The following is a 659-nucleotide window of genomic DNA, read 5'->3' as shown; positions in this document are numbered from 1 at the left end:
CGTTTGACGTTAGCAACAGAAGAAGCACCGGCTAACTCCGTGCCAGCAGCCGCGGTAATACGGAGGGTGCGAGCGTTAATCGGAATTACTGGGCGTAAAGCGCATGCAGGTGGTCTGTTAAGCAAGATGTGAAAGCCCGGGGCTCAACCTCGGAACAGCATTTTGAACTGGCAGACTAGAGTACTGTAGAGGGGGGTAGAATTTCAGGTGTAGCGGTGAAATGCGTAGAGATCTGAAGGAATACCGGTGGCGAAGGCGGCCCCCTGGACAGATACTGACACTCAGATGCGAAAGCGTGGGGAGCAAACAGGATTAGATACCCTGGTAGTCCACGCCGTAAACGATGTCTACTTGGAGGTTGTGGCCTTGAGCCGTGGCTTTCGGAGCTAACGCGTTAAGTAGACCGCCTGGGGAGTACGGTCGCAAGATTAAAACTCAAATGAATTGACGGGGGCCCGCACAAGCGGTGGAGCATGTGGTTTAATTCGATGCAACGCGAAGAACCTTACCTACTCTTGACATCCAGAGAATTTAGCAGAGATGCTTTAGTGCCTTCGGGAACTCTGAGACAGGTGCTGCATGGCTGTCGTCAGCTCGTGTTGTGAAATGTTGGGTTAAGTCCCGCAACGAGCGCAACCCTTATCCTTGTTTGCCAGCAC

1 rRNA gene is annotated in these 659 nt (G+C 52.8%); it reads left to right on the top strand.

What is annotated here, in order from left to right:
* Positions 1 to 659, top strand: a 16S ribosomal RNA gene (locus C9J46_RS21395); the annotation flags it as partial.

The organism is Photobacterium sp. GB-36, assembly GCF_003026135.1.
Classification (GTDB): Bacteria; Pseudomonadota; Gammaproteobacteria; order Enterobacterales; family Vibrionaceae; genus Photobacterium.
Note: the sequence above shows the minus strand (reverse complement) of the source record. Positions and strands in the feature narration are given on the sequence as shown.